This is a genomic window from Pseudomonas berkeleyensis (assembly GCF_014109765.1).
Taxonomy (GTDB): domain Bacteria; phylum Pseudomonadota; class Gammaproteobacteria; order Pseudomonadales; family Pseudomonadaceae; genus Aquipseudomonas; species Aquipseudomonas berkeleyensis.
The window spans coordinates 4,072,242-4,093,117 of the sequence record NZ_CP059139.1; the positions used below are offsets into that span (position 1 = coordinate 4,072,242).

19 protein-coding genes and 1 pseudogene are annotated in these 20,876 nt (G+C 64.0%); 8 read left to right on the top strand and 12 right to left on the bottom strand.

The features are described from left to right. Positions 1 to 40 precede the first annotated feature (40 nt). Together HS968_RS18905 and HS968_RS18910 are read left to right on the top strand one after the other, a co-directional pair. Complete coding sequence (locus HS968_RS18905) at positions 41 to 220, top strand: hypothetical protein (RefSeq protein ID WP_106736687.1); 180 nt, start codon at positions 41 to 43, stop codon at positions 218 to 220. A 485-nt stretch (positions 221 to 705) separates the two neighbouring features. Continuing rightward, complete coding sequence (locus HS968_RS18910; protein WP_179622242.1) at positions 706 to 2,361, top strand: methyl-accepting chemotaxis protein; 1,656 nt, start codon at positions 706 to 708, stop codon at positions 2,359 to 2,361. Between the two features lie 284 nt (positions 2,362 to 2,645). Here the strand turns inward: HS968_RS18910 and HS968_RS18915 are convergent, their stop codons facing one another. The 7 genes from HS968_RS18915 to HS968_RS18945 form a co-directional block, all read right to left on the bottom strand. Next, positions 2,646 to 3,332 (bottom strand): type 1 glutamine amidotransferase, encoded by a 687-nt coding sequence (locus HS968_RS18915; protein WP_182368118.1) that lies wholly within the window; start codon positions 3,330 to 3,332, stop codon positions 2,646 to 2,648. A gap of 10 nt (positions 3,333 to 3,342) precedes the next feature. After that, positions 3,343 to 3,681: a DMT family transporter gene (locus HS968_RS18920; RefSeq protein WP_074917000.1), complete on the bottom strand. Its 339-nt coding sequence runs from the start codon at positions 3,679 to 3,681 to the stop codon at positions 3,343 to 3,345. A 105-nt stretch (positions 3,682 to 3,786) separates the two neighbouring features. Continuing rightward, positions 3,787 to 4,917: an aminomethyltransferase family protein gene (locus HS968_RS18925; RefSeq protein WP_182368120.1), complete on the bottom strand. Its 1,131-nt coding sequence runs from the start codon at positions 4,915 to 4,917 to the stop codon at positions 3,787 to 3,789. 108 nt (positions 4,918 to 5,025) lie between these two features. Further along, positions 5,026 to 6,054 carry a heme-dependent oxidative N-demethylase family protein gene (locus HS968_RS18930; RefSeq protein WP_182368122.1) on the bottom strand — a complete coding sequence of 343 codons (1,029 nt, stop codon included), beginning with the start codon at positions 6,052 to 6,054 and terminating at the stop codon, positions 5,026 to 5,028. Positions 6,055 to 6,064: 10 nt separating this feature from the next. Then, positions 6,065 to 7,009, bottom strand: a complete 945-nt coding sequence (locus HS968_RS18935; protein ID WP_182368124.1) for a PDR/VanB family oxidoreductase — start codon at positions 7,007 to 7,009, stop codon at positions 6,065 to 6,067. Continuing rightward, positions 7,006 to 7,551 carry a dimethylamine monooxygenase subunit DmmA family protein gene (locus tag HS968_RS18940; RefSeq protein WP_182368126.1) on the bottom strand — a complete coding sequence of 182 codons (546 nt, stop codon included), beginning with the start codon at positions 7,549 to 7,551 and terminating at the stop codon, positions 7,006 to 7,008. The genes HS968_RS18935 and HS968_RS18940 overlap by 4 nt, the downstream gene beginning before the upstream one ends. Before the next feature lie 402 nt (positions 7,552 to 7,953). Further along, positions 7,954 to 9,258 (bottom strand): ammonium transporter, encoded by a 1,305-nt coding sequence (locus HS968_RS18945; RefSeq protein ID WP_182368128.1) that lies wholly within the window; start codon positions 9,256 to 9,258, stop codon positions 7,954 to 7,956. 587 nt (positions 9,259 to 9,845) lie between these two features. Between HS968_RS18945 and HS968_RS18950 the strand changes: the two genes are divergently transcribed. The 3 genes and pseudogenes from HS968_RS18950 (at position 9,846) to HS968_RS26810 (ending at position 13,434) form a co-directional block, all read left to right on the top strand. After that, positions 9,846 to 11,045: a GGDEF domain-containing protein gene (locus HS968_RS18950; protein ID WP_182368130.1), complete on the top strand. Its 1,200-nt coding sequence runs from the start codon at positions 9,846 to 9,848 to the stop codon at positions 11,043 to 11,045. A 544-nt stretch (positions 11,046 to 11,589) separates the two neighbouring features. Continuing rightward, positions 11,590 to 12,525 (top strand): annotated as a pseudogene (locus tag HS968_RS26805) (nitrate- and nitrite sensing domain-containing protein); the annotation flags it as partial. A gap of 201 nt (positions 12,526 to 12,726) precedes the next feature. Beyond that, complete coding sequence (locus HS968_RS26810; RefSeq protein WP_407681665.1) at positions 12,727 to 13,434, top strand: methyl-accepting chemotaxis protein; 708 nt, start codon at positions 12,727 to 12,729, stop codon at positions 13,432 to 13,434. An 88-nt stretch (positions 13,435 to 13,522) separates the two neighbouring features. Here the strand turns inward: HS968_RS26810 and HS968_RS18960 are convergent, their stop codons facing one another. From HS968_RS18960 to HS968_RS18970, 3 genes are all read right to left on the bottom strand, one after another. Continuing rightward, positions 13,523 to 15,946 carry a TonB-dependent siderophore receptor gene (locus tag HS968_RS18960; protein WP_182368134.1) on the bottom strand — a complete coding sequence of 808 codons (2,424 nt, stop codon included), beginning with the start codon at positions 15,944 to 15,946 and terminating at the stop codon, positions 13,523 to 13,525. A gap of 79 nt (positions 15,947 to 16,025) precedes the next feature. Continuing rightward, complete coding sequence (locus HS968_RS18965; protein WP_182368136.1) at positions 16,026 to 16,865, bottom strand: FecR family protein; 840 nt, start codon at positions 16,863 to 16,865, stop codon at positions 16,026 to 16,028. Next, the gene (locus tag HS968_RS18970) at positions 16,862 to 17,380 is read right to left on the bottom strand and encodes an RNA polymerase sigma factor (protein ID WP_182368138.1); all 519 of its coding nucleotides are present in this window, start codon (positions 17,378 to 17,380) and stop codon (positions 16,862 to 16,864) included. The genes HS968_RS18965 and HS968_RS18970 overlap by 4 nt, the downstream gene beginning before the upstream one ends. Before the next feature lie 131 nt (positions 17,381 to 17,511). Here HS968_RS18970 and HS968_RS18975 point away from each other — a divergent pair, with 131 nt between their 5' ends. The 3 genes from HS968_RS18975 to HS968_RS18985 all read left to right on the top strand — a co-directional run bounded on the left by HS968_RS18975 (position 17,512) and on the right by HS968_RS18985 (position 19,098). Beyond that, positions 17,512 to 17,967 (top strand): GNAT family N-acetyltransferase, encoded by a 456-nt coding sequence (locus HS968_RS18975; RefSeq protein ID WP_182368140.1) that lies wholly within the window; start codon positions 17,512 to 17,514, stop codon positions 17,965 to 17,967. A gap of 67 nt (positions 17,968 to 18,034) precedes the next feature. Further along, positions 18,035 to 18,517, top strand: a complete 483-nt coding sequence (locus HS968_RS18980; protein ID WP_182368142.1) for a hypothetical protein — start codon at positions 18,035 to 18,037, stop codon at positions 18,515 to 18,517. A gap of 137 nt (positions 18,518 to 18,654) precedes the next feature. Beyond that, entirely contained in the window at positions 18,655 to 19,098 is a 444-nt protein-coding gene (locus tag HS968_RS18985; RefSeq protein WP_182368144.1) for a GNAT family N-acetyltransferase, read from the top strand. 40 nt (positions 19,099 to 19,138) lie between these two features. Here HS968_RS18985 and HS968_RS18990 read toward each other — a convergent pair whose 3' ends face one another. Then, positions 19,139 to 19,945 carry a shikimate dehydrogenase family protein gene (locus tag HS968_RS18990; RefSeq protein WP_182368146.1) on the bottom strand — a complete coding sequence of 269 codons (807 nt, stop codon included), beginning with the start codon at positions 19,943 to 19,945 and terminating at the stop codon, positions 19,139 to 19,141. Between the two features lie 9 nt (positions 19,946 to 19,954). Further along, on the bottom strand, positions 19,955 to 20,824 hold the full coding sequence (locus HS968_RS18995) for a sugar phosphate isomerase/epimerase family protein (RefSeq protein WP_182368148.1): 870 nt from the start codon (positions 20,822 to 20,824) through the stop codon (positions 19,955 to 19,957). Positions 20,825 to 20,876 lie beyond the last annotated feature (52 nt).

Below are 20,876 nucleotides of genomic sequence, written 5' to 3' on the forward strand. Positions count from 1 at the left end.
CGTGCCGCTGGGTGACGGGCCAACCTAAAGGAGCATCGCCATGAGCATCACCACTTACGACGGCGCCAGCGCTGTATTCACCTTCGCCGACAAGCCAGCCATCCTGATCTTCATCAGCCTGCTGGTGGCCGGCGTCAGCCTTTATGCACTGGTCGCCACCATGATCCACGAGAAACACAGCTACGCGCTACCAGACGACGAACTGGAAAAGCTCAAGTAAGCCCAGCGGCCGGCGGTACATGCCGCCGGCCACCCTCCTCTCGCGACACCTCCGCCGGCATACGCTAACCGCACTCTGCTCTCCTGCGGCTTAGCGTGGAAGAACGGTACCGGTAACGGTATTGATAACGGCCAGTCGAGCTGTGCCAGGCAACGCGTTACGAGCAGGCGCCATAAGCTTTTTCAGCCCGACAGGACAGGGTTGCGAGATGCCCTCGTCAGCAACGCCCTACCGATCATCGGCATTCTCGGTGGGGGACTATCCACCATGCCCATCCTTATGACTATCATCTTGCCATCATTGCTCGCTTGAGCCATGAGCGGCGGTGGTCTTGAGGCCACCCAACTTCCCTCATCAACCATGGCAGCCGCCATGGAGATCGGCAAAACCTTTCGTGGACGACGCAGGATGCGGCACCGAGCGCACAGCGCAACGGTATGCGTCCCTAGCAAGCTCGTGCCCGTCACTCATGCCGAAGGTGCCTTATGTCGTCGCAATCTGCCCGCTTCTCTACTCGCACCCTGATCTATGCCAGCTACGCCATCATCCTCGCGCTGATGCTGCTGATCACCGCCGTATCGCTGGTCAGCCTGGCTGACGTCAACGACGACTTCACCGGTTACATCAACGGCATCGACCAGCGCACCCGCCTGGCCAACCAGTTGAACGATGCCGCCAAGGAACGCGCCATAGCACTGCGCAACATGGCCCTGACCCCGGATGTGGCCGCACGCGCTCAACGCCGTACGGCCATCGAGAACTACGACAGGGCCGTGAGCGAGAAGCTGGCAGAACTGCGCAAGGCCATCGACACGCACGAGGGCGTATCGCCACAGGCGCGGGAACTGTTCAAACGTCTCGAGCAGGTTGAAGTGCGTTATGCGCCAGTCGCACGCACCATCGCCGACCACCTGTTCAAGGGCGAGGACGCCACCGCCCTGAAGATGGTCGCCGAGCAATGCACCCCTTTGCTCGAAGAACTCACCCAGGCCATCGAGGCGTACCTGAGCTACTCCACGCAGGTCGCAAACAACCGGGTGATCGAAGAGGAAGCCGAATACGCCAACCAGCGCCTCGCCCTGCTGGTGATCGGCGGCATCGCCCTGATCACCGCCATCGTGCTCGGTCACTGGATCAGCCGCTACCTGCTCAGTGCCTTGGGCGCTGAACCGAGCGACCTCAATCGCATCGCGCAACGTGTTGCCGAAGGCGATCTGCGCATCATGGAGAAAGCCGTGGACAGCGCCGAGAGCAGCGTACTCGCCGCTCTGCTGCGCATGCAGCAGAACCTGCGCCAGGTCACCCAAGGCATCGACAGCTCATCGCGTACCGTCGCCCATTCCAGCCAGGAACTGAGCGAGTCGAGCCTGCGCAACGCCGAAGGTGTGGCCCAGGCCCAGCGTGAAGTGGAACAGATCGTCACCGCCGTGCACGAAATGGCGGCAACGGTGCAGGACGTGGCACGCAGCGCAGAATCCGCCGCGCAGGCCGCCAGCGAGGCCGACGAAGCGGCCGTGCACAGCCAGCGCAAAGCCAGCCAGGCAGTGAGCCTGATTGGCGAACTGGCCGAGGTGATCGACCACTCCAGCGAAGCGATGGGCCGCCTGAAAACCGAAAGCAGCAACATCGGCAGTGTGCTCGACGTGATCAAGGCGGTGGCCGACCAGACCAACCTGCTGGCGCTCAACGCTGCCATCGAGGCCGCCCGTGCCGGCGAAGCGGGACGTGGTTTCGCCGTGGTCGCCGACGAGGTGCGCAACCTGGCACGACGCACCCAGGAAGCCACCACCGAGATCGAAGGGTTGATCGCCAGCCTGCAGAAGATCGCCGACGAAACCTCGCACTACATGGAGCGCTGCCAGAACTCCAGTTCACAGTCGGTTTCCGGTGTCTCCGAGGCCGGTGAGGCCGTGGTACGAATCGTCGCCATGATCGAGCGCATCAACGGCATGAACCAGCAGATCGCCACCGCCGCCGAGCAGCAGAGCACGGTGGCCGAGCAGATCAGCCAGGGCATCGTCTCGGTACGCGACAGCGCCGAACAGTCGGCCACGGCCTTTCGCAGCACCCAGCAGGAAAGCGAGAGCCTGGCGCGCACCAGCGAGGCGCTGCGCGAGAACATCGCGCGCTTCCAGCTCTGAGAGGCTGTTCAAAGTCTCGCGAGCTGGAGCCAGGCAATACCGATGGCGGCCCCGCGAATCGAGCGAAGAACGCTCGGAGTCGCGTTCGACTTTACGAGCTGTGAATGAGCATGACTCGCTTCGCTCACCCCTCCGGGGCCGCACTAAAGTGCGTTAGCCGCAAGCGGCTTCTGACCGGGCTGGCGTTCCAGCTTGATTTCAACGCTGCATGGCCGACGCGCAGCAGACTTTGAACCCGCTCTGAGGCAACGCCCGGCGCGGCCAGAACCTGGCCACGCTGGCGGCTAGCCGAGCAGGTAGTCCAGCAGCCGCGCCATCAGGACATTGCCGGGCACGTATGTGCGTGGCTCTGCCGCCAGCTGCTCCGGCGCTTGCACCCATTGCCCTGGCCTGAGTTCATCGGCGCATTCGGCCAGCAGGTCGGCGACAATCTGCGGCGTCATTTCCGGGTGGCATTGCAACCCGATCACCCGCCTGCCGAGCTGGAACGCCTGGTGCCGACAGGCTTCGCTCGACGCCAGCAGCGTGGCGCCCGCAGGCAGCTCGAAGGTTTCACCGTGCCAGTGCAGCAACTCGACACGGTCGGGAAAGACGAAGCAATCGTCGCCGACAGATTCGGCTCGCCATAGCGGAAACCAGCCGATCTCGGCCACCGCATTGGGATGCACGCGGGCCCCCAGCGCGCTGGCGATCAACTGTGCCCCCAGGCATACCCCCAACACCGCGACACCCGCCTCGATCGCTTCACGGAGAAACGCCTTCTCGGCAATCAACCAGGGCAGCTCGGCTTCATCGTTGACGCTCATCGGCCCGCCCATGGCGACGATCAGATCGCAGCTTGCGGGCTCGGGCAGTTGCGCATTCGCCTCGAAGAAGCGGGTGTAACGCACATCGGCGCCCCGCGCCTGAAACCACTCGGCCATGCTGCCGATACCCTCGAAGGGCACGTGCTGCAGTATCTGTACACGCATGTTCGTCTCCCTACGCCGTCTCGTGGCTGGCCAGTTTCAGGCCGACGATGCCGGCGACGATCATCACCAGGCACAGGCTGCGCAACAGGTTCAGGCTTTCGCCGAGAAACATCGCGCCGTAAGCCACCGTGCCCAGGGTGCCGATGCCAACCCACACGGCGTAGGCCAGGCCGAGCGGCAACTCGCGCACCGACAGGCTCAGCAGGTAGATGCTCAGCGCCAGGAAAAACGCGCAGTACAGGCTTGGCCACAAACGCGTGAAACCATCGGTACGCGGAATGATCGAGGCATAGAACACCTCGCAGATACCGGCCAGCAGCAGAAAACCCCAACCGTTCAACCAGGCCATGACACCCTCCTGATCCGAGGCAAATCGGGCCACATCCCTATGGCCCTGTTCCCTTGCCCCAGGAACTCCTTGCCCGCGACGACTCCAGGTCGCGGGATCTGACACTCAGCCCTTGGCCGTACGTTTCTTCTTCTCCGGATCATCGAACGGCAGGGTATGGGCGATGGCGTTGACCGCCAGACTGCCTTTGACTTCCAGCGGCGCGCCCTGCTCAGCGTAGGGCACGTCCATGCGCGCGATGGCCATGGATTTGCCGGAGAGCCGCGAATACATGGCGCAGGTGATCACGCCCACCTGCTTGCCATCAGCCCACAGGGTGTCGCCGGCTTCGGCCGCCTTGTCGCCGTCGAGCAGCACGCCGAAGATCTTGAAGCGCTCCTTGCCCTGTAGACGGCGATGCTCGTTGGCGCCGCGAAAGTCGCTCTTGGTCGGCGACACGGTGAAGTCCAGCCCCAGCTCCCACAGGGTGTCGCCAGCCGCCTGGTCGGCGAAGGGATACATCTCGGAATTGTCGTAGGGGAAGAACAGCAGGTAGCTCTCCACCCGCAGCCAGTCCAGCGCGGTGAAGGCGCAGGGGATGATGCCCAGGCCCTTGCCCTTCTCCAGGATGCCGTCCCAGATCGCTGGCGCGTCGGCGGCCTTGCAGAAGATCTCGTAGCCGCGTTCGCCGGTGTAGCCGGTGCGCGAGATCATCACCGGGCGGTCGAAGAGCTTGGTCTGCAGGTGATGGAAGTACGGCAGTTCGCGAATGCCCGGCACGTGCTCGGCGAGAAAGTCCACCGCCAGCGGGCCTTGCAGCGACAGGTCATGCAGATCGTCATCGAACAAAACCGCCACCTGGCGGCCCTGAGCCGAACGCACCAGCATCTCGTAACCGTTGCCGGAACCGTGCACCACCATGAAGGCGTTGGGGCCGGTGCGGTAGATCACGCAGTCGTCGACGAACTTGCCGGCCTCATTGAGCATGGTGGCGTAGACGCTCTTGCCCGGATAGACCTTGGAGATGTCGCGACTGGTGGCGTACTCCAGCAGGCTCTCGGCATGCGGGCCGACGTAGTGCACCTTCTTCAGCCCGGACACATCCATCAGCCCGGCACGGGTGCGGATCGCCTCGTGCTCGTCGGCCAGGTCGCTGGAATAGGTCCAGGCGGTGCCCATGCCGCTCCAGTCCTCAAGTTTGGAACCCAGTGCGCGGTGACGCTCGGCAAGGGCGGAAATACGCCAGGAATTGGCCATGTCAGTTTCTCCTGTTGTTCGTCGTTGAGCCTGCGCACGCAGGCTGGTGTCTGTCTCCCCTCTCCCACTTGTGGGAGAGGGGCCGGGGAAGAGGGATCTCGGTGGTGGTCAGGCAGCCTTGGCCTGCGGGTCGAACTGGCGCAGCCAATCCACCACGGTCTGGCGGTAGCGGGTCAGGCCTTTGTAGTCGGCGATCTCGTCCGGCAGGTCGCGTAATACGCGGTGCAGGCGGCAGGCCCAGGCCGGGTTGCTGGCCAGCTCCTCGAGACTGATCAGGTAGGTGCGGATGCCGAACAGCAGCGCATTGCTGCGCGGCAGGCGTGGCATGAACTGCAGCTCGACGCGCAGGTGCACCAGGCGTGCAACGTTCTCCGGCGTCACCAGGCCGCGCTCATGGCCCCATTCGTGGAAGGTCTCCGAGGAGGTGTCCATGCGCGGGTTGATGGTCATGGTCCAGTTCAGGCGGCGCACCGGATGGCCGACCTGGATGTTCAGCAGGTACTTCAGCGCGCGGTCGAACACACCGAGCTGGTGTGCCACGCCCGGTACCGGCGCATGCCACTGCTTGAAGCTCATGCCGGCGTCGAACTTGATCGACCAGTCCGCCGGACAGGTGACCATGCCGGCGTCCATGAACAGGTCGCCGTCGCGCTGATCGAGCACAGCGAAGTCGCCCTGCGCCTGGCGCGTGATGTACTCCAGCGGCTCGAACGGCAGCGTGCTGGCATCGCCGAAGGTGAAGCGCTGCTCGATGCCCAGCGGGCGGTTGATCCACAGCCACTGATCGCCGTCACGCTCGAGAGCGAAATGCTCGGGGTAGTCGGCGGCCAGGTGTTCCATCAGCATTTCCAGGGTGTCCCATGCGGCCTGGGCCATGTGCGGCATCACCAGGCAGCGCTGCGGATCCTTCTCCAATACGCAGGCACGCTCGGCCATCTCCGAGACATAGTGCTCGTCGATGTCGAACCAGTGCTCGAACACCGAGCCCGGCTCGCGCGGCGTGGCGGGCTCGATGTTGACCGAGTACATGTAGCTGTCCTCGGGAAACGGGAAGGGAAAACGGGCGATGGCCTGCGGGCTGTTGCTGAAGGTGAAATCGTCCCGGTAGGTTTCCAACGGTTTCATCACGAGGGGCATGGCGGAATCCTCAGAGGTCGAGCAGCAGCGTGCCGGAGCAGCCGCCGCGGGAAACACAGGGCATCAGTGCGGCACCGCGCTGTTGCTCATCCAGATAGTGATCACGGTGCTCCACCTCGCCGCTCAGATAGCGCGTGGTGCATTGCCCGCACACCCCGCCCCGGCACAGGTTGGGCACCTCCACACCGGCAGCCTCCAGCGCTTCGAGCAGGCTGTGGTCGCCCGGCACCTGCAGGCGCTGGCCACTGCGCGCCAGCTCGACGGTGAACGGCTGGCCCGGTTCGGGCGCGGCGAAGGCTTCCCAGTGCAGGCGCCCGGCCGACCAGCCGTGGACGCTGGCAAGCAACTTGAGTTCATCGAGCAGACGCTGCGGACCGCAGACGTAGAGGTGGCTGCCAAGCGGCTTGGCGGCGAACAGATCGGCGCAGGACAGGCGCTGGCCGGCAGCGGCGTCGTAGCCATGGAAGCGCTCGCCCAGGCGCTCGCGCAGCTCGTCGGCGTAGGCGTCGGTCAGGCCGCTGCGGTAGGCGTAGTGCAATTCGAACGAAGCGTCTTGCGCCTCTAGCTCAGCCAGGTAGGCCATGAACGGCGTGATGCCGATGCCACCGGCCACCAGGATGTGGTGACGGGCCTGCGAATGCAGGGCGAACAGGTTGCTCGGCACACCGATCTGCAAACGGTCGCCGACCCGCACCTGCTCGTGCAGATAGCGCGAGCCACCGCGCGAAGCGTCCTGCAGACGCACGGCGATGCGGTACACGCCGGTCTCGCGCGGATCGCCCAACAGCGAATAGGCATTGCGCAGGGTGCGCCCTTCGATGGGCAACACCACCTGGACATGGCTACCGCAGGAAAAGCCCGGCAGGCTGCCATCGAGAGCGGCGAAGGTGAATTCACGCACCACCGGGGTCACTTGGCGTACATCGGTGACCTGAACGTCGATCATCGCGCTCATGGCTGCACCGCCTTGGCATAGGGACTGTCCGGGTCGACGCATACGCCCATGTAGGCGCCTAGGCGCTGGGAGAAATGTTCGCGCACGAACAGCTTCACCCGGCACTGGCCACAGGTGCACTCGCCTTCGCTGCCGATATCCTGGAAATGCCCGCAATGCACGCAATACAGGCGGCGTCGCGCGCCCTGCTTGAACAGTTCGATCTCATCGCCGAGCAGGCCGGCGTGGCGTGCCAGGCGGTACACATGCCAGAGAAAGCTTTCATCGCCACAGACGTACAGCCGGGTGCCGGCCTGGGCCTTCTCCAGCAGCATCTGCAGGCGCAGGTACAACGCCTCGATGCTGGGCAGGCTCTCCTGATCGGCACTGGCCGGCAACGTCTCGCTCAGGCACAGCAGTAGAGTCGGCACCGGGTGGTCGAGCAGCGCGGCAGCGGCACTGGCCTGCTGGGCGACCACGAGGCGGCGAGTGGCCGGTTGCCGGGACGCCTCGGTGGCATAACGTGGGGTACTGAACAGGGGTTCGGTACTGGATGCGGTCATCGGAAACCCTCCCGGGTGAGAGCAAGGCGATGGTCGGTTGGCCTCCAGAGAAAATTCCCTGAGAGAACTTTTTGTTCTCATGGAGAAAGCACGGACTGTGCCATTTTCGTCATCCCGCGCCAGCGTGGGCGCCGGCCCCGGTGGCCATCCCGCAAGCCGGCAAAGACTGCACAAGCGCGGGGCAAAGCGCGCCACTGCGGCGCATCAGGGGGATTTTTGAACAGAGGGTTTGAGGGGTGAAGAAGCGGTGGTGCTGGGCTGGAAATGGACTGGCGGACTGTTCGCTGCGCTACGAGCGACCGGCGTTCCGGTTCGCCCTACGCCACTATCCGCTCTGGAGCAGTGCGCCATTGAGGCAGGGAGCCGTTGCCAGGTGAAACGGCAATAGCCCCTGCGCAAGCATCAATTGGAGTACTTGTAGCCCACCTCGCCATGTGCAGCGAGATCCAGGCCGTCGATCTCCTGTTCTTCGTCCACACGCAGCCCACCGCAGAACAGCGCCGCGACCTTGAACGCCACCCAACTGGTCAGCGCCGAGAAGAGGATGCTGAACAGCAGCGCGCCGGCATTGATCTGCAATTGATCGAGCAGGCCACGCTCGCCGGTGAAACCCTGCCCGCCCAGTTCGCTCAGGGCGAACACCGGGGTCAACAGACCACCGAGGATGCCGGCCACGCCATGCACACAGAACACGTCGAAGGCATCGTCCAGGCCCATGGCGGGCTTGAGCTTCTCCACCGCCCAGACGCACACCGGCGCGGCGATCAGGCCCAACACGATGGCGCCCATGGGCCCGACGTAGCCACAGGCCGGGGTGATCGCCACCAGCCCGGCGATGGCGCCGGACACCGCGCCGAACAGGCTCGGCTTGCCGCGATGCACACCCTCGACCAGCATCCAGGCCAGTGCCCCGGCGCAGCTGGCGAGCATGGTGTTGACCATCACCAGCATGGCGAAACCACTGGCCGCAAGCGCGCAACCGCCACAGAAGCCGAGCCAGCCGACCCACAGCAGGCCACCGCCGATGAAGGTCATGGTCATGTTGTGCGGAGCCAGCGCCGACGTGCCGTAGTCACGCCGCCGACCGATCAGCCAGGCGCCGACCAGCGAGGCGATGCCCACGTTCAGGTGCACCACGTTGCCACCGGCGAAATCCTGCACGCCTAGATTGAACACCCAGCCACCGCCCCAGGCCATGTGCGCCATGGGGATGTAGTTGAGCGTCAGCCAGACCGCCATGAACAGCATCACCGCCGAGAACTTCATGCGCTCGGCGAAGGCGCCGACGATGATCGCCGGGGTGATCGCGGCGAACAGCAGCATGAACAGGAAGTACAGGTATTCGGGGATGGTACCGACCACGGAGTCGGTGCCCACGCCCTTGAGGAACAGCTTGTCCAACCCGCCGATCAGCGACTGCCAAGAACCACCGTCGGTGAAGCACAGGCTGTAGCCGTAGATGGCGAAGAGCACCGACATCAGCGAGGCGGTGCAGAACACCTGCATGAGGATCGACAGCACGTTCTTGCCACGCGCCATGCCGCCATAGAACAGCGCCAGGCCAGGCAGGGTCATCAGCAGCACCACCAGCGAGCAGAGCGCCACGAACGCCGTGTCACCACTGTTGATCACGGGTGTCTCGGCCGCCTGCACGGCCGCACTGCCCAACAACGGAACAAGCCCCAACACCATACGACTACGGGTCATCGACTACAGCCTCCAATCAGAGAGCCGTGCTGCGCGGCTTATCGCGTGGCATCGGCATACGAGACCCTGCCGGACAATATATCCTGACAGGAATTTTTATTTCCCCTCAGGCATAGCAATCCCCTTGCCAACTTGAAATATCCGATTACAAATAAATAAGTGAAATAAAAACAGACGGTTAAAAAAGCCATACTGGCTCACTCGGACACTCGCCGACAGCGAGTCTCACCGTCTTGGTGCAGGGAAGGAAAACAACGGCTCGGCTCTGGAGGGCACCTCTAAAAACTACCTGCGTTGCCATCGCGGCGTTAAAAACAGGCTCGTGCGCGAGTCCGATCAAAATGCTCATTTACAGCGCGTAAACTGCGCTTTTTCGCCTGTTTTTGCCTTGCGCTGGCTGCCTCGCCTACGTTTTTAAGAGGTGCCCTGGAGAGGCTAAAAATACCGCCACCCCCTCCCCAGCCATCGAGTAGCGGCGTAATAATGGCGCACCCTTGCAAGCAAGCAGCAGAGCGCCACCATCCCGACAGGTGCATGCGATTGCCCCCAACAGAATGTGTCACGAAGAAGCACAGGAATCCGGCACGATGAGCGCCTCAGAGTCAGGCATCGCCTCCTCCAGACAATCGGCCTGGGTGATTCCCGCCGCCCTGCAGACGGCTTACCAGCATTACGTCGTCCAGCACCATGGGCGCTTCCTGCTGGCGATCAACTTCATCGCCATGATCGCCTACGATCTCTACGTCTTCGCCGATGCGCTGTTGATCCCCGACATGGCGCTGGAGTCCCTGCTGTTGCGTGGCGGCATGAGCCTGGTCGGACTGGTCAACATCTACCTGGTGTTCTGGCGGTATCGCAACGTGCTGCTGATGGACATGCTGATGCCGGTGCACGACATCATCTCCACCATCGCCTGGTTCGAACTGCTCAAGCGCAGCAGCTCACCCGATGTGCCCACCTTCGTCTACGCCTCGGTGGTGTTCATCATCCTGGCCAACCTGGGGGCGCGCTACAGCTTCCGTGGCATCCTCGCCTGCTCCGCCGCGATCTCGGGGATCATCCTGTATAACCAGTGGCTGCTGCACGATGGCCAGAGCAAGCCGGTGCTGGTGTTCAGCATCGCCTACTTGCCGGTGCTGCTGTTCAGCCTGTTCATCAGTTGGACCAACATCAATGGCGTGCGCCGGGCCTTTCTCGATGATCAGGAAAAGCAGCGCCAGCGTGATGAACTGGCGGCGCTCAACCTGCGCCTGGCCAGGCAAGCCAGTACCGATGCCCTGACCGACATCGGCAACCGCCGCGCTTTCGACCTCGCCCTGGAGGAGAACTGGCAACAGATGCAGCGCAATGGCCGGCCCTTCTCCCTGCTGTTGCTGGACATCGACTTCTTCAAGCCCTTCAACGACCACTACGGCCACCAGGTCGGTGACCAGTGCCTGTGCGAGGTCGCTCGTTGCATCAGCGCCGGCCTGCGTCAGGGCCAGGGCAATGTCTACCGCTATGGTGGCGAAGAGTTCGTCGTGCTGCTGCAGATCACCGATGTCGGAGAGCTGAACGCCCTGGCCGAGCGCTTGCGCGAGCAGGTGGCCAACCTCGCCATCGAGCATCAATACCGCCCCGATGGGCTGAATCGCCTAACCATCAGCATCGGCGCCTGTACCACCCAGGCAGCGGGCGTGCAGCAGGCACGTGATCTCTTCGCCCAGTGCGACCGTCTGCTCTACCAAGCCAAGCAGCAGGGCCGCAACCAGGTGTGCAGCCAGTTGCTGCATGCCCTGCGGGCCTGACCACCCTTTCGGCAGCCACGCAGCCGACAAAACGACGATTCGTTGCTGCCGGTCAAAGGCCGTCCGGCGATTCTCTCTACTCTAGCCTTCGAGCCCTGGCTGCCGCGCCCATGCACGCGGCGGACATGCCTGTGCACTCATCGCCGTTCGCGGATTGAATTAAAGAAACCCGCCGAACGAACGATGATCTGTTCACGCACCGTGCTCAAGAATGCGCCCCTGACCGATGCCGGCAACAACAACCCGTGACCCGGGTCGGCCAACGGCTCATGGCGCGCAACCACCACCTTGAAGCAGCCGCTGCAACGAAGTGCAACCGAAGGGACGCCAAGATCCCTGACCGCCCAAACCGCCACTGGCCAACAAGCCTCTGGCAATCGTCGTTCGCCTGCCAACACCCAATCCAGACGATAGGCTCGTACCAAACATGCTGAAAAATGCCCCGCTGAGCGTGAAACTCCTCCTCATCCTGATATTCCCCCTACTCGGATTCCTGGCCTTCTCCGCCCTGTATGTCGCCGGCAAATACCAGACACTGACCGAGATGAACCATACCGTTGCCGCCAGTGACACCGCGCAGGAGATCAGCGCAGCCGTCACCGCCCTGCAGCGCGAACGCGGCGCCAGTGGCGTCTTCCTCGGCAGCGCCGGAACCTCCATGCGCGATGCCCTGAGCCAGTTCCGGCTCGACAGCGACACGGCGATCAAGTCGTTGCGTACCCTGTCGGTAACAGCCTCGACTGAACTGAAAGAGGTTCTTGGCGGGCTGGATGAGCTGGCTACCCTGCGCCAGCAAGTGGACGCGCAATCGATCAACAGCACCGAATCGGGCGCTCGCTATACCCGCCTGATCGGCATGCTGATCGGCTACACCCACTCGCTGGAGGCACGGGTGAGCGATCCGCAAATCCTGCGAGCTCTCGGCGCACTCAACCAGTTCGTGGAAATGAAGGAACGCGCCGGACGCGAGCGCGCCCTGCTCGGCCTGGCCTTCAGCCAGAAGCAACTGAATGCCGATCTGCTCTCGCGCCTGAGCCGCAATCTCGGCGAGTTCGCCGCCTATCAGGACGCCTTTCAGCGCCGCGCCGCAGCAGACTTGAAGGGCAAGCTCGACAACGCGCTGCAACAACCAGCCGCGCAGGCCGCCAGCGGCCTGCAGCGCACGGCACTGGAAACACCGCTGGGCGAGGCACTGACCGCCACGCCCGAAGAGTGGTTCAAGCTCTCCACCGCACGCATCGATCTCATGGTGCAAGTGGAAAGCGAACTGGGCCAGAGCGTCGGCCATCTGGCGGCACAGGCACGAGACGACGCCGCCAGCAGCCTGTGGCTGACCGTCACGGCCATGCTGGCCGTACTGACTGCCGTGCTGGCGCTGTCGCTGCTGATCATCCGCAACATCAAATCAGCGGTCAGCGATGTCAACGACACCCTGGTCGCCCTGTCGATGCGCGATCTCACCGCGCACACCCGTTACGAAGGCGGTGATGAATTCGGCGTGATCGCGCGCAACCTCAACAACATGGCGCTGCAGATCAAGGAAGTGATTCAGGAGATCGGCGGCGCCACCGCGCAAGTCGCCACCGCCGCCGAGGAATCCTCAGCCGTGGCCCTGCAAACCAGCCAGAACGTGGCGCAGCAACGCCTGGGCACCGATCAGGTCGCCACTGCCATCAACGAGATGAGCGCCACCGTACGCGACGTGGCACGCAGCACTACCGAGGCGGCCGAGATGTCGCGCCAGGTCAACGACAACACGGTGCAGGGCAAGACCGAAATCGAGAGCACCGTGCGTCTGGTACAGGCCCTCTCGACCCAGGCCGAGCAGACTGCACAGATCATCGTCGAGCTGAAGCAGGAGAGCGACGCCATCTCCTCGGTACTCGACGTCATTCGCGGTGTCGCCGAACAGACCAACCTGCTGGCCCTCAACGCCGCCATCGAAGCAGCCCGCGCGGGCGAACAGGGCCGCGGCTTCGCCGTGGTCGCCGACGAGGTACGCCAACTGGCACAGAAAACCCAGGCCTCCACCGTCAGCATCCAGCAGATGATCAGCAACCTGCAGAGCGGTTCCGACCGTGCCGCCAGCTCCATGCAGGAAACCCTGAACAAGGCGCAGGCCGGCGCCAACAACGTGGTCAAGGCCGGCAATCTGCTGGTGGAGATCGCCGACGGCATCGCCAGCATCAGCGACCGCAACATCCAGGTGGCATCCGCCGCCGAGGAACAGAGCCTGGTGTCGGAGGAGATCAACCGCAACGTCAACGACATCAACGACCTGGTCATCCAGGTCAGCGCCGCCGCTGAGCAGACCGCCGTGACCAGCCGCGAGCTGGCGCGCCTGGCCGACCACCAGCAGCAACTGGTGGGCCGCTTCAAGGTGGCCTGAGTCATCGCCCGAGCCGGTATACCTTCCTACCGGCCGCAGGCTTCACAACACCGACATCACGGCCCCGCCACCTGACGGGGCCGTTTCGTTACCACTGGTGGCTGTAGCTCACCGTCAACGTGGTGCCAGGCGCCGGCAGGTGGCTGGTGTTGTTGTTGCTGCGCAGCAACTGGCTGTAGAGCGGGTAGTAGTCGCGGTTGAACAGGTTCTGGATACCCAGGCTGACCTTGTCGGCATCGCTCAGGCGGTAGTCGCTGATCAGGTCGACCGTGGTGTAGCCGTCCACGTCGCGACGGCCAAAGCTGGCCTGGCCATCGAGGCGATAGTCCTTGCTGGCGAAGTAGGTCGCCTGCAGGCGGTTGCTCCAGGCCTCGCTGGGGTTGTACTGCACGTAGGCAGTGATCTTCAGCGGCGGCACGCGGAAACCGGTCATGTCGCGCCATTCGCCGTTGTCCGGCTTCTCGCGCCCTTTCATCCAGGTGAAGGTACCGCCCAGCCCCCAGGTTTCCTCCAGGTTCAGCCAGTCGAGGCTGCCTTCGACGCCGTGGATGCGCTCCTCGGTGCGGGTCAGGATCAGGCCGTTATTGAAGCTCTGCACGTCGCCCAGTTTGGACGTGGTGTAGAACAGCGCCAGCGACGCCAGCGTCTGCTCGCCCAGCGCGCCACGCCAGCCCAACTCGTAGTTGTTGGTCTTCACCGGCTCCAGATCGGAAGAACCGATGTCGAAGCCGCTGCGCGCATTACGCATCTGCACGCCGATGTCCGGCAGCTGGAAGCCCTGGCTGAAGGCAGCGTAGATTTCCTGGCCGGCCACCGGCGAATAGACCACGCCGAAGTTGCCGAGCACATCGTCGTAGCGCACCTTGCCGCCACTGACGGTCGCCGGGTTGGCATTACGGATTTCCGACAGCGGCACGAAGTCGTCGAACTCGGCCGTGGCGTATTCGTAGCGCAGGCCGCCGTCGACCGACCACTGCTCGTTGATGCGGTGGCGCAGCTGGGCGAAGGCGCCGGTGCTGATGGTGGTCAGCTCGGGCATGTAGGTCAGCTTGCCGATCTTCTCGAACACCCGGCCACCGCTGGCGTCGTAACGCGCCGCGTCGAAGATGTCGAGCGGCATGTCGCTGCGCTCGTGGTTGAGGTCAGCACCCCAGACCAGTTCGGTGCTCTCCCCCAGCGGTGTGCGCAGGGTGAAGCGGCTGCCGAAGATTTCGCTGTTCTGCATCACCTGGTCGACGAAGCGGCCGCGGGTGGCCACGCCGCGCGCATCGAATGGAGTGAAACGGGTGAAGTAGTCACGGTAGTAGAGCTGCGCGGAAAGACGGCTGCCAAGCAGGTCTTCGTGACTGTATTCGAGGTTGGCCAGGGTGTTCTTGATGCGGTTCTGGGTATCGAGCTTGAGGCCATCGAGCGGCTGCGCCGGCACCGTACCAGCAGGCTGCGCGGCGACCGAGGGATCGGAGGTGTAATCGCTGTCCTGCTTGGCATCGTAATGGCTGAGGGCAAGCTGAATGCGCTGGTCATCATCGATGCGCAGCCCCAGCTTGCCGCCAATGTTGAAGGTGTTGGAGTCGAACAGATCACCCTGGCTCGGCTCCGGTGCGATGCGCTGGCCGTTCGCATCGAACGAGCCGCCAATATGACGCACGCCGAGGTCGAAGGCGTAGTCGACCTGCCCCTGCGCACCGGAAAGATGATGCTGCAGCTGGCCGCCGAGGCTGTCGTTGTCCAGTTGCGTCAGTGACGACGTGCCGCTCAGCGTGGTCTCGGCGCGGCTCTCACCACCAGCCGGGCGTGTGGTGATGTTGACGATGCCGCCAGTGGCGCCGGCGCCGTAGATCGCGCTGCTGCCGTGCACCACCTCGACCCGCTCGATCAGCGCCGGGTCGATGCTGGCCAGGTTGCGCGAGGAATCGCGGTTGGTGTTCATCGGCACGCCGTCGACCAGAATCAGCATGGTGCGGCCACGCAGCGTCTGGCCGTAGTCGGTGATGGTACGGCTGGAATCGGACATGCCCGGCGTGACCTTGGCCAGCAGCGTCGCCAGGCTGTCGGAGCCCTGGCGCAACTGCTCCAGCTTGTCGCGCTCGATCACGTCGACCTGACGCACCTGCGGAACCAGGCCGCTGGAAGTACGCGAGGCGGTCACGTCCATCGGCCCCAGCTCCAGCGGCGCGGCAGGGCTAACCTGCGCCTGCACTGGCTCGCGGGATACGACGAGATAGGTCTGCTCATCCTGCTGATGCACTTCCAGGCCACTGCCCTCGAGCAGGCGCTGCAGGGCCTCGGTGGTGCTGTAGCGACCGCGCAGCTCGCCAGCCTGCTTGCCACCCGCGATATCACTGGAAAAGAGAATCTGCACGGCGGACTGGCCGGCCAGGGCATTGAGCGATTGTTCGAGCGGCGCGGCAGGCAGGTCGAAGTCGACTTCGCTGGCGGCCTGCACCATCGACGACAGGCCCAGCAGCAGGCTGCTGGCCAACAGGGTAAGGCGCAGTGTCGGGGTTCTCACGTGGGGTCTCCGGGAATGAAAAAGGACGTTCCTGGAGATAGCCGCCACAGCGCGGGCAAAACCCTACCTCGTGGTGAAATTATTTTTTCGCCCCGCGCCGGCTCAGGGTCGACACGCCATCGGTGCCCGTTTTCAACTCAACCGGCAGGATCTTCGGCAGCAGGGCCGGCAGGCCATCGAGCCGCGCCCGCTCGAAGCGCCCGGATACCGGCAACTCCGCCAGCGTGGCGTCGGCCAGATGCACCTGGATGCCTGCCTGGCGCTGCAGCGCATCGAGCACCTCGCCCAGCGGCGTGCGCTCGAACACCAGTTGCCCCTCGACCCAGGCAGCGGCGGCGCTGGCATCGGTTCGCAGCGGCGTGCCGAGCTGGCCGGCGCGCACACGCACCTGATCACCCGGCGTGAGCAGCAACGCATCGCCGTGGCCGCGGACTGACACCCGCCCCTCGCTCACCGTGACCCGCACATCGTCACCCAGGCGGCTGACGTTGTAACGGGTGCCGACCACGGCGATGCGCGTCGACCCGGCTTCGGTGAAGAACGGTCGATACACCATCGGTGCGACGGCGAACAGCGCCTGCCCCGCCTGCAACTCCACCCGGCGGCTGCGCAGGTGCCAGCTCACGCGGATACGGCTGGCGCCATCGAGCGTGACCTGACTGTCATCGGCCAGTGCGACTGCCTGCACCTGCCCCGCCGCGCTGGCGTAGTCCTCGCTGCGGTAGGCAGGGTCGAGCCAGAGCAGACCTCCAGCCAACGCCAGCGCTGCGGCAAACAGACCGAACGTCCCCGCTGCCGGACGCCGGCTGCGCTTGCTGGGTGCGGGCAAAGGGAAGCGTGCCTTCAGCGCTTCGCGGTGTCGGGCAATCGCGTCATCCGTGGGTGCGAGGTCGTCCTCACGCGGCGGTTGGCGGTTCATGCTGGGCGTCGCTCCATCCAGGCCAGGCACTTGCTCATGCCCACGCGCAGGTGCTTTTCCACCGCCTTGAGGGAAATCCCCAGTTGCTCGGCAACTTCCTGCTGGGGCAGCTCGTGAATCTTGTGCATGACGAATACCTGCTGACAGCGCGGCGGCAACTGGGCAATCGCCGCGCACAGACGCTCCAGTTCATGAGCGGCTTCGTGACAGCGATCCGGGCCGGGAAGCGTGCAAGCCAGTTCGGGCAATATCGCCTGCTCGTCCACCCACGCCTGGCGCCGCCGCTCGCTGCGGTAATGGCTGACGGCGCGATCATGGGCAATCTTGCGCAGCAGTGCCAAGGGCACGCGCACACCGTCCTTCTCTGGCGCCTCCAGTAGCTGGACGCAGACATCGTGCACCACCTCGCGCGCCGCATGGCGATCACCGAAACGCCGGCGCACCGAGTCGACCAGCTCCTCATAATGACGAGCCAGCACGGCGAGCAGAGAGGTATTGGCGGAGGAATGAGGCAAGTGGGCGCTTCGCTGCCGATCGAGTGAGCGCGAATATAAGTGAGAATTCTTTTCAGTTAAAGCATTGCCACCAGCCCGCCCATCTGTGCTATCGGTATCGCCCAACCCAACAGCAAGCCAGAGCCTCCGGGATGAGCATCGAAATCCGCGCCGCACAACCGCACGACGCCCCAGCGATAAGCCGGGTAATCGTCGATGCCTTGCGCATCAGCAACGCCAGGGACTACTCACCCGAAGTGATTCAGCGCGTGGAGAGCAACTTCACCGCCGAACGAATCGGCAAACTGATCGAGACACGCCTGGTTCTGGCTGCCCTGCAGGATCAGCAAGTGCTCGGCACTGCCAGCCTCGATGGGCAAGTGATCCGCACGGTTTTCGTTGATCCGACCCAGCAGGGCAAGGGCATCGGACGCAGGCTGATGGAAGCCATCGAACGGCTGGCACAGGAACGAGGCGCCAGGGAATTGCTCGTACCGTCATCGCTGACGGCGCAGGGTTTCTACCGGCAGCTTGGCTTCACCCAGATACGTGAAGTCGTCGAGGGCGAGGAACGCACCCTGATCATGAGCCGCCAGTTGCCGGCATGAGGCCCCCAGGAACGGCATCGATCTTGCTCTCTCCCTGAAACCAACTGGATATGCCCAGGGAGGCATCATGAAAGTCGAGAACGGAGTCAGCCATTTCTTCGAGAGCGCGCGCACCTCGCCCCAAGCCGGCAAGAGCGCCAATCCATCGAACGCGTTCGCCGCCATTCTTGGCGAAAAACTGCAAGCGGCAGCCGGCAATACGGCTTCCGCCAGCCCGGTCGCAACCCACGACGCCAAGCAATACGACTTCACCCACATGTCGCGTAACGAGTTGCTGGAAACGGTCAACGGGCTTATCCGCAGCGGCAACCTGACGCTGGATGAGACCTCGCCGCTGCTCGGCATGATGGGTTCTTCGCCCCTGCTCAAGGTCAACTACGACGGCAAGCCGCTCGAAAACGGCGATGCCCCCACGAACGTCTTCGCCCGCATCCAAGAAGGCATCGAGGGCGCCCGCTCACGCAACGAGACAGCCAGCGTCGCCAGACTAGAACGCGCGGCCGAAGCCCTGATGAAGTTTCAGGAGCCAGGCATCACGGTGCGCGCCTGACCACACGCAGCAGGCGGTACTGCCTCGCCGGACATGGCGAGGCGACGCCGTCGAACGGCAAGCTCTTGCCGCCCCGCAGGTTTGCCCAGCGCGCCACTGCGGACTATGGTTGCCCCTTTTTGCACGGAGCACCGGCAATGAGTGCAACACTTCGCCTGGCCACGACGGCCGATATCGAAACCCTGTTCGACATCCGCACCAGCGTGATCGAGAACCACCTGTCACGCCAGGAGATGGCAGAACTCGGCATTACGCCGGCCGCATTGGCCGAGGCAATCGACCAGGCACCCTGCGCCTGGATCGCGGAGCTCGATGGCGTGGCGGCGGGCTTTGCCATGGTGGATTTCGAAGCCGGCGAGCTGTTCGCCCTGTTCATCCGCCCGCACGCCGAAGGCCATGGCCTCGGCCGCCTGCTGCTGAATGCAGCGGAAGCGGCACTGTTCGAGCAGCACGAGTCGATCTGGCTGATCACCGATGGCCACGAGAGCATCCGCGCCAATGGTTTCTACCGCCGCCATGGCTGGCAGCTGGCGGAAGCCGTCGATGAACGCGATGTCAGGTATGAGAAGCCGCGTGGCTGACTGACTACTCAACTGACAGACGAGCGGAAAGTCAGCCCCCTCAGAACGAAAAGAACGCGCGGTAGCAGTCGATCTGCTCGTTGAGCATGCTGATCCCCGGCTGCACCGGTAGCCCGCGTTCGGCGGCCAGCCTGAGCAGGCGCGTTTCGGCCGGTTTCATGATGATGTCCGCGACCCAGGTTCCCGCAGCCAGCACGGCCGGGTCGAACGGCAGCGGATCATCCGGCTGCAAGCCCAGAGGCGTGGCATTGATCAACAGATCGACATCGCGAATCGACTTGTCCCGATCCAGCATTACGCGCCCTGGCCAGTGCAACTCCAGACGGCGCATGAGTTCTGCGGCCTTGGCCTGATCCGGCTCGCGCAGATGCAGGCGCTGCACACCAGCCTCGAGCAACGCCACGGCGATGGCGCTGCCCGCCCCGCCACCGCCAAGCAGCAGCACGTCCTTGCCCTTCGGTTCGAAGCCAGCATGACGCAAGCCCAGGACGAAGCCGATGCCGTCGAAGTTCTCCGCCCGCCATACGCCATCGGGGTCGCGCCGTAGCGCATTGGTCGCCCCGGACAATTCCACGCAGAGGCTGTGCCGCTCGGCGAACCGGCAGCAGGAAAACTTGTGCGGGATGGTCACCAGCATGCCGTGAAAGTTCTCGGCCGCCTGCAAACCGCGGATGACCGTCTCCAGGTTCTCGGCGCGGGCGTGCACGGCGATCATGACCACGTCCACGCCTTCATCGCGAAAGAGTCGATTGAGCAGCAGTGGGGCCCTGACCTGGCTCACCGGGTCGCCGACCACCGCCAGGAAACGGGTAGTGCCGGACGGGCTGGGGATCATCGTGTCGTTCATCGGATCACCTCAGGCGCATGTTTGATGTTGCCGGGCCAGGGTCTGGCGCATGAAGGCAAGGCTCTTGCCGATCGCCTCCTCTTCGCTGCCATAGCGCGGATGCAGGTAATCGATTTCCAGTGCCAGCAACCCGTCGAAACCGTGCTGACGCAGCAGCTGCAGGGTTCGCGGAATATCGATCAGGCCCTCGCCAAGCGGCACGCTCGGCCAGAAGCCGAACTCACGCGGGCTACCACGGAAGGCGCAGATATCCTTGATGTGCGTGGCCTTGGCATGGGGCGCGAGCAGCTCGATCACCTGCATCGGGTCTTCGAACATGCGCAGGTTGTTGGCGGTATCCAGACACACGCCAAGGGCCGGGTTGTCGACGGCTTCGAGCAACTCCAGCACTTCGGCGGCCAACAGGTCGACGTGGTTCTCCATGGCCAGTACCACACCCTGCCCCGCCGCATAATCGGCCGCCCGCCGCAGCAGCGGCAGCAACTGGGTCTTGTGCGCGAGCCAGGACTCCGGCCGCGTGCGACGCCCACCGGCGCAGATGCGCATCACGCTGGCGCCCAGCGCCTTGGCGATGTCGATATGGCGCTGCAGATCGGCCAGTTCCTCGACACGCGCACCAGAACCCAGCCCATGGGGATGGCCCCAGGCCCAGACCAGTTCGAGGCCGGCTTCATCCAGCAGACCACGCAAACGCTCCAGATTACGTGGCGAGCTGTCATCGAGCATGAACGACTCGATGGAAACACCCTGCACCTCGTGGGCGCGTGCCCTGTCGATGAAGTCCTCGAGAGTCATGCGGTAAGCAGGAGGCTGTTCCAGGTTCGGGTACACCTCGCCGAAGTAACGGTGGTAGCAGTAGGAATCGATGGCGATCTTCATGATGGGCGTCCTGTAGAGCCTGAGGGCCGGGTCACGCCCCGGCCGAAAATGG

Excerpts from the sequence above, each read along its gene's own strand:
- HS968_RS18905 (WP_106736687.1), top strand. The coding sequence starts at position 41 with ATGAGCATCACCACTTACGACGGCGCCAGCGCTGTATTCACCTTCGCC.
- HS968_RS18910 (WP_179622242.1), top strand. The coding sequence starts at position 706 with ATGTCGTCGCAATCTGCCCGCTTCTCTACTCGCACCCTGATCTATGCC.
- HS968_RS18915 (WP_182368118.1), bottom strand. The coding sequence starts at position 3,332 with ATGCGTGTACAGATACTGCAGCACGTGCCCTTCGAGGGTATCGGCAGC.
- HS968_RS18920 (WP_074917000.1), bottom strand. The coding sequence starts at position 3,681 with ATGGCCTGGTTGAACGGTTGGGGTTTTCTGCTGCTGGCCGGTATCTGC.
- HS968_RS18925 (WP_182368120.1), bottom strand. The coding sequence starts at position 4,917 with ATGGCCAATTCCTGGCGTATTTCCGCCCTTGCCGAGCGTCACCGCGCA.
- HS968_RS18930 (WP_182368122.1), bottom strand. The coding sequence starts at position 6,054 with ATGCCCCTCGTGATGAAACCGTTGGAAACCTACCGGGACGATTTCACC.
- HS968_RS18935 (WP_182368124.1), bottom strand. The coding sequence starts at position 7,009 with ATGAGCGCGATGATCGACGTTCAGGTCACCGATGTACGCCAAGTGACC.
- HS968_RS18940 (WP_182368126.1), bottom strand. The coding sequence starts at position 7,551 with ATGACCGCATCCAGTACCGAACCCCTGTTCAGTACCCCACGTTATGCC.
- HS968_RS18945 (WP_182368128.1), bottom strand. The coding sequence starts at position 9,258 with ATGACCCGTAGTCGTATGGTGTTGGGGCTTGTTCCGTTGTTGGGCAGT.
- HS968_RS18950 (WP_182368130.1), top strand. The coding sequence starts at position 9,846 with ATGAGCGCCTCAGAGTCAGGCATCGCCTCCTCCAGACAATCGGCCTGG.
- HS968_RS26810 (WP_407681665.1), top strand. The coding sequence starts at position 12,727 with ATGAGCGCCACCGTACGCGACGTGGCACGCAGCACTACCGAGGCGGCC.
- HS968_RS18965 (WP_182368136.1), bottom strand. The coding sequence starts at position 16,865 with ATGAACCGCCAACCGCCGCGTGAGGACGACCTCGCACCCACGGATGAC.
- HS968_RS18975 (WP_182368140.1), top strand. The coding sequence starts at position 17,512 with ATGAGCATCGAAATCCGCGCCGCACAACCGCACGACGCCCCAGCGATA.
- HS968_RS18980 (WP_182368142.1), top strand. The coding sequence starts at position 18,035 with ATGAAAGTCGAGAACGGAGTCAGCCATTTCTTCGAGAGCGCGCGCACC.
- HS968_RS18985 (WP_182368144.1), top strand. The coding sequence starts at position 18,655 with ATGAGTGCAACACTTCGCCTGGCCACGACGGCCGATATCGAAACCCTG.
- HS968_RS18990 (WP_182368146.1), bottom strand. The coding sequence starts at position 19,945 with ATGAACGACACGATGATCCCCAGCCCGTCCGGCACTACCCGTTTCCTG.
- HS968_RS18995 (WP_182368148.1), bottom strand. The coding sequence starts at position 20,824 with ATGAAGATCGCCATCGATTCCTACTGCTACCACCGTTACTTCGGCGAG.